Source organism: Sporanaerobacter acetigenes DSM 13106, assembly GCF_900130025.1.
Lineage (GTDB): Bacteria > Bacillota > Clostridia > Tissierellales > Sporanaerobacteraceae > Sporanaerobacter > Sporanaerobacter acetigenes.
Genome location: NZ_FQXR01000014.1, coordinates 60,041 through 66,040 on the forward strand (window position 1 = coordinate 60,041; position 6,000 = coordinate 66,040).

General features: G+C 33.2%; 8 protein-coding genes, 1 tRNA gene and 1 other annotated feature (1 of these 10 running past the window's edge). All 9 genes read left to right on the top strand.

Features of this window, described 5'->3' with window-relative positions; all coding sequences use genetic code 11:
• Window positions 1–155 (top strand) — a binding site (T-box leader) (it extends 59 nt beyond the left edge of the window).
• A gap of 2 nt (window positions 156–157) precedes the next feature.
• On the top strand, window positions 158–874 hold the full coding sequence (cysE, locus tag BUA21_RS11725; protein ID WP_459550726.1) for a serine O-acetyltransferase: 717 nt from the start codon (window positions 158–160) through the stop codon (window positions 872–874).
• Window positions 861–2,258 (top strand): cysteine--tRNA ligase, encoded by a 1,398-nt coding sequence (cysS, locus tag BUA21_RS11730; protein ID WP_072745025.1) that lies wholly within the window; start codon window positions 861–863, stop codon window positions 2,256–2,258. The genes cysE and cysS overlap by 14 nt, the downstream gene beginning before the upstream one ends.
• Before the next feature lie 3 nt (window positions 2,259–2,261).
• A complete protein-coding gene (locus BUA21_RS11735) occupies window positions 2,262–2,690 on the top strand; it encodes a Mini-ribonuclease 3 (protein ID WP_072745026.1) in 429 nt (142 codons plus the stop codon).
• Between the two features lie 14 nt (window positions 2,691–2,704).
• Window positions 2,705–3,484 (top strand): FAD-dependent thymidylate synthase, encoded by a 780-nt coding sequence (gene thyX, locus BUA21_RS11740; protein WP_072745027.1) that lies wholly within the window; start codon window positions 2,705–2,707, stop codon window positions 3,482–3,484.
• 5 nt (window positions 3,485–3,489) lie between these two features.
• Window positions 3,490–4,230 carry a 23S rRNA (guanosine(2251)-2'-O)-methyltransferase RlmB gene (gene rlmB / locus BUA21_RS11745; RefSeq protein ID WP_072745028.1) on the top strand — a complete coding sequence of 247 codons (741 nt, stop codon included), beginning with the start codon at window positions 3,490–3,492 and terminating at the stop codon, window positions 4,228–4,230.
• On the top strand, window positions 4,220–4,753 hold the full coding sequence (locus BUA21_RS11750; protein ID WP_072745029.1) for an NYN domain-containing protein: 534 nt from the start codon (window positions 4,220–4,222) through the stop codon (window positions 4,751–4,753). Before rlmB ends, BUA21_RS11750 begins: the two co-directional genes overlap by 11 nt.
• 90 nt (window positions 4,754–4,843) lie before the next feature.
• Window positions 4,844–5,491 (top strand): RNA polymerase sporulation sigma factor SigH, encoded by a 648-nt coding sequence (gene sigH / locus BUA21_RS11755; protein WP_072745034.1) that lies wholly within the window; start codon window positions 4,844–4,846, stop codon window positions 5,489–5,491.
• A 60-nt stretch (window positions 5,492–5,551) separates the two neighbouring features.
• Window positions 5,552–5,627, top strand: a tRNA-Thr gene (locus BUA21_RS11760).
• Window positions 5,628–5,698: 71 nt separating this feature from the next.
• Window positions 5,699–6,000: GTP-binding protein (locus BUA21_RS11765; RefSeq protein ID WP_234973714.1), on the top strand; the 302-nt coding region annotated here is incomplete at its 3' end.

Below are 6,000 nucleotides of genomic sequence, written 5' to 3' on the forward strand. Positions count from 1 at the left end.
AGCTGAGAGAAACCTCGGGTTCTTATTAGATTGAAGTGCACCTTTGAACTATTGCTTGAAATTTTAGTAGAGCAAATCGGTAGGCACCGTTATTGCCTTTGAGTTGGGAATACTTTTCCAATCAGAGTGGAATCGCGAGCAAAATCGTCTCTGTTTTTTGAGACGATTTTTTATTTTTTATAAGGAGGTAAGAAATATGTGGGATACTATAAAAGAAGATTTAAAAGCCATAAGAGAAAGAGATCCAGCTGTTAGAAGTTGGATTGAGGCGGTTCTTTGTTATCCAGGACTACATGCTTTGTTCTTTTATAGAATTGCTCATTTTTTCTATAGAATAAGGTTGTACTTGCTAGCTAGAATGATTTCTAATATTGGCAGGTTTTTTACGGGCATTGAAATACATCCTGGAGCCCAAATTGGGAAGGGTATTTTCATTGACCACGGCATGGGAGTTGTGATTGGTGAAACTGCTGAAATTGGAGATTATGTAACTATATACCAAGGTGCTACATTGGGCGGGACTGGAAAAGAAAAAGGCAAGAGACATCCTACTATTGGAAACAATGTTGTTATAAGTTCTGGAGCTAAAGTATTGGGGCCATTTACTGTAGGAGACAATTCTAAAATAGGAGCAGGGTCTGTGGTATTGAAAGAAGTGCCATCAGACTGTACTGTAGTAGGAGTACCTGGTAGAATTGTTGTAAAGGATAATAAGAAACTTAAATGTGTAGACAAAAGAGAGGAAATTGATCTTGATCAAGTTAGACTTCCGGATCCAGTATTTCAAGAAATTGAATGCATGAAGAAACGAATAGCTGATTTGGAAGATTATATTTATAAGATGGAAGGAGATGCTAAACATGATATTGTATAATACTTTGACAAGAAAAAAGGAAGAATTCAAACCAATTGAAGAAGGAAAGGTGACAATGTATGTTTGTGGTCCAACAGTATATAATTATATTCATGTAGGGAATGCTAGACCATTGGTAGTATTTGATACATTGAAAAGATATTTTAAATATAAAGGATATAAGGTAAAATATTTAGTCAATTTTACAGATATAGATGACAAAATGATAAAAAAAGCTAATGAAGAAGGTACAACAGTTAAAGAAGTAGCAGATAGATATATTGACGAATTCTACAAAGATGCTAATGGACTGCTTTTAGATGAAAAAGAAACTGTTCATCCAAGGGCGACAGCTCATATTAAAGAAATAGTGGAATTTGTGGAAGATTTAATTGAAAAAGGCGCAGCATACAATGTAGATGGGAATGTATATTTTGATATAACAAAGGCTAAAGACTATGGGAAGCTTTCAAAGAAAAATATTGAAGAATTGATGAGTGGTGCTAGAATTGAGGTAAGTGAAGAAAAGAAAAATCCTATGGATTTTGCCTTGTGGAAAAAAGAAAAGCCAGGAGAACCTTCTTGGAATAGCCCTTGGGGAAAAGGAAGACCTGGCTGGCATATTGAATGTTCTGTAATGGCAAAAACATTTTTAGGGGAAACTATTGATATCCATGCTGGCGGGGAAGATTTGCAGTTTCCTCATCATGAAAATGAAATAGCTCAATCTGAAACTCTTACAGAAAAGCCTTTTGCAAATTATTGGCTTCACAATGCTATGATAAATGTTGAAAATGTAAAAATGTCTAAATCTAAATCCAATTTTTCTACTGTAAGGGATGTAAGTAGAGAATTTGATTTAGAAGTTTTAAGATTCTTTTTATTGTCAGCACACTATAGAAATCCTATAAATTTCAGCCGAGAACTATTAGCTCAATCTGAAAGAGGGTTGGAAAGATTATACAATGGAAAGAAAAACTTAGAGTATCTAATGGATAAGACTACAGACAGAAATTTGACAGAGGAAGAATTGAATATAAAAGAAGAGATAAATAAATATAAATTTGAATTCATACAAAGTATGGAAGATGATTTAAATACTGCTGATAGTATAGCTTCGTTATTTGAAATAATTAAAGTAGCAAATTCAAATTTCAATGAAAAAAGTTCAAAAAATCTGATAAAATATACTTATGATGTACTCTTGGAGCTTTCAGCGATTTTGGGAATTCTATCCAAAACTGATGAATTATTAGATGAAGAAATAATAGAACTCATACAAAAAAGAAGCGAAGCTAGAGCTAACAAAGATTATAAATTAGCAGATGAAATAAGAGATGAATTAAAAAATAAAGGAATAATTATTGAGGACACAAAAGAAGGAGTGAAATGGAAGAGAATTTAGCTTATGGAAGAAAAAATATATGATGTATTTGAAAATATGAATAAAAAATTAACTGTAAGGGAGGCTTCAATGTTGTCTCCTTTGCAGTTAGCCTATATAGGGGATGCGGTATATGAACTTTTCATAAGAACTTATTTGTTAGAAAGAGATTTACCTGTACATGAACTTCACAAAGAAGCTATAAAGTATGTGAAGGCAAAAGCCCAATCGGATATTGTTCATGGGTTGGAAGATGAATTGACAGAAGAAGAAAAAGCTATTGTCAAAAGAGGAAGAAATGCAAAGACTTATTCATCTCCTAAAAATGCAGACCTAATAGATTATAAATATGCTACAGGTTTTGAAAGCTTGATAGGATTTTTATATTTGACTGGAAGACAAGAGAGAATGATGGAGTTATTTCACAAAATAATTTTAGAGTATCATCAATAATATTAGAAGGTGTGATGTACGTGAGTAGTAAACTTAAAGTTGAACTTTTAAGATATACCCCAGATGGTGAAAAGCTAGTGGCTTCTGCTGCAAAACTTTGCTATTCATCAGTTGGAATTGACAAAATTGAAGACAATTTAGATGATAAGAAAGTAGATGATTTCCTAAATATGCTCATGAATTTAGGACATGAATCACCTCTTGAACATGTCACATTTACTTTTGGGGTAGAAGGTATATCAAGAGTGCTTACACATCAGCTTGTAAGACATAGGATAGCCAGTTATTCTCAACAATCTCAAAGGTATGTGAAATTAGAACAATTTGATTATATAATACCACCATCTATTGAAAGTATACCTGAAGCTAAGGAACTGTTCATTAAAGCTATGGAAGAAGATCAAAAATATTATGACCAAATAACAGATTTGCTATTTGAAGAACATTTAAATGATTTTTCAAAAGAAGGATACGATGAAAAAAAAGCTAAAAATATGGCGGAAAAAATGTCTATAGAAGATGCTAGATATGTATTTCCAAATGCTTGTGAAACAAAGATAGTTTTTACTATGAATGCTAGAAGCCTTTACAATTTTTTTAAATTGAGATGTTGCAATAGAGCTCAATGGGAAATAAGAGAACTTGCCTATGAAATGCTTATGGAAGTAAAAAAAGTATATCCCATTCTTTTCAAAAATGCTGGACCTGGTTGTTTGATAGGACCATGTCCTGAAGGGAAAATGACTTGTGGTAAAATGGCTGAGGTAAGAGAAAAGTACAAATATGAGGAGTGAAAAATATGGGATCTGATTATATTGTAGGAAGAAATCCAGTATTAGAAGCATTGAAGTCTGACCGAGGAGTAGAAAAATTATTCGTAGCTAAAGGAGATTTAAAAGGTTCAATAAATAAAATACTCGGTATAGCTAGTGAGAAAAAGATTCCAATACAATATGTAGATAAAAATAAATTAGATGGTATATCAGATGGAGTTCCACATCAAGGCGTAGCGGCATTAGTTACTTCTTATAATTATTGTTCCATAGATGATATTTTAAATAAAGCCAATGCTTTGAAAGAAGATCCTTTTATAGTCATACTTGATGAAATAGAAGATCCTCACAATTTAGGTTCAATCATTAGGACTGCTGAATGTGGTGGTGTACATGGAATAATAATACCTAAGAGGAGATCTGCTACTATCACTCAGACGGTGGTTAAAGCTTCAGCAGGAGCAGTAGAACATATGCTTATATCCAAAGTAAACAATATAACAAATACCATATTAGAACTAAAGCAAAAAGGCCTATGGATATATGGTGCAGATATGACTGGAAGTGAATATTATTTTGAGAGAAATTTTAATGGGCCTAAGGCTATAGTTGTTGGTAGCGAGGGGAAAGGTATTGGCAAAAGGGTTAAGGAAAATTGTGATTTTCTAATTAAGATACCTATGCTAGGAGAGATATCTTCTTTAAATGCTTCCAATGCTGCATCTATACTAATATATGAAGTGGTAAGAGAGCATTATGGCAAGTAATTATTCAAAGCCAAAGGAATATTTATTTGTAGATGGCTACAATATAATTAATGCTTGGGGAAATTTACAGTCGCTGAGCGAAATGAGCTTAGAAATGGCAAGAAATGAGCTTATAGACATTATGTCTGAATATCAGCACTATACAGGGATAAAGGTTATAGTAGTATTTGATGCTCATATGGTTAAAGGAAATAGTGGCAAAAAAGATATAGTAAATGGTATAGAGGTAGTATATACAAAAGAAGATGAAACTGCAGATCAATTTATAGAGAGAACTCTTGACTCTATAGGACGAGTGAAAAGAGTAAGAGTTGCTACATCTGATTGGATGGAACAACAAGTTGTTCTTGGTAGAGGTGGTACAAGAATTTCAGCAAGAGAACTAGAAGTAGAGATAGAAAACTATAAAAAATTTCTTAAAAACAAAAGTAAGAAAAAAAATCAAATCAATGATTTAATGATTGGAAGACTTGATGATGAAATCATCAAAAAACTTGAAAGATGGAGAAATAGTGAGGAATAAGCTTGACTATTCAAAATGAATTAATTATAATTTAATTAATTGAAACAGATAATATTAAATATTTTTAATATTTTGTGGAGGGGATGCTTGGTGGGACTAGGTTTATACAGTGAACTGGATACTTCATATTACGATAGCATAGATGATGAGGACATTGTCGAACAAGCCAAGAACGGCGATCCTCAAGCACTGGAGTACCTCATTACCAAGTATAAAAATTTCGTAAGAGCCAAAGCACGATCTTATTTTTTAATTGGAGCAGATAAAGAAGATATTATACAAGAAGGAATGATAGGTCTTTATAAAGCTATTCGTGATTACAACAAGGACAAGCTCACTTCTTTTAAAGCTTTTGCAGAGCTTTGTATTACGAGGCAAATAATTACAGCAATAAAAACGGCAACTAGGCAAAAACATATTCCATTAAATTCTTATGTCTCGTTGAATAAACCTATCTATGATGAGGAATCAGATAGAACTCTTTTAGATGTGATCTCAGGGGCAAAGATTACAGATCCTGAAGAACTCATCATTAGTCAAGAAGAGTTGATGAGTATGGAGTGTAAGATAGGTGAAATACTTAGTGATTTAGAATTGGAAGTACTTATGGCTTATCTGGAAGGCAAATCTTATCAGGAAATAGCAGTGGAATTAGATAGACACGTTAAAAGTATTGACAATGCACTGCAAAGAGTGAAAAGAAAACTTGAAAGATATTTAGAACTTAAAGAAGATTAAATTTTTTTCTATTGACAATAATATTATGAGATAGTAGAATAATTTACAGTGGCTATAAGTGCCCATGTAGCTCAGTAGGTAGAGCACTTGCATGGTAAGCAAGAGGTCACCGGTTCAAATCCGGTCGTGGGCTCCAAAGTAAACATTTAAAGAAACACCCGGCTGGGTTTTCTTGCCCGATTATATTAAATCAAGGAGGAATAAAAAATGGGAAAAGCACATTATGAGAGAACCAAACCACACGTAAATATAGGAACAATAGGTCACGTAGACCATGGTAAAACAACATTGACAGCAGCAATCACAACAGTATTAAATCAAAGATTTGGCTCAGGAGAAATAATGAGTTATGACAATATAGACAAAGCACCAGAAGAAAGAGAAAGAGGGATAACAATATCCACATCTCACGTAGAATATGAAACAGCAAATCGTCACTACGCACATGTAGACTGCCCAGGGCATGCTGACTATGTAAAGAACATGATCACAGGAGCAGCACAAATGGA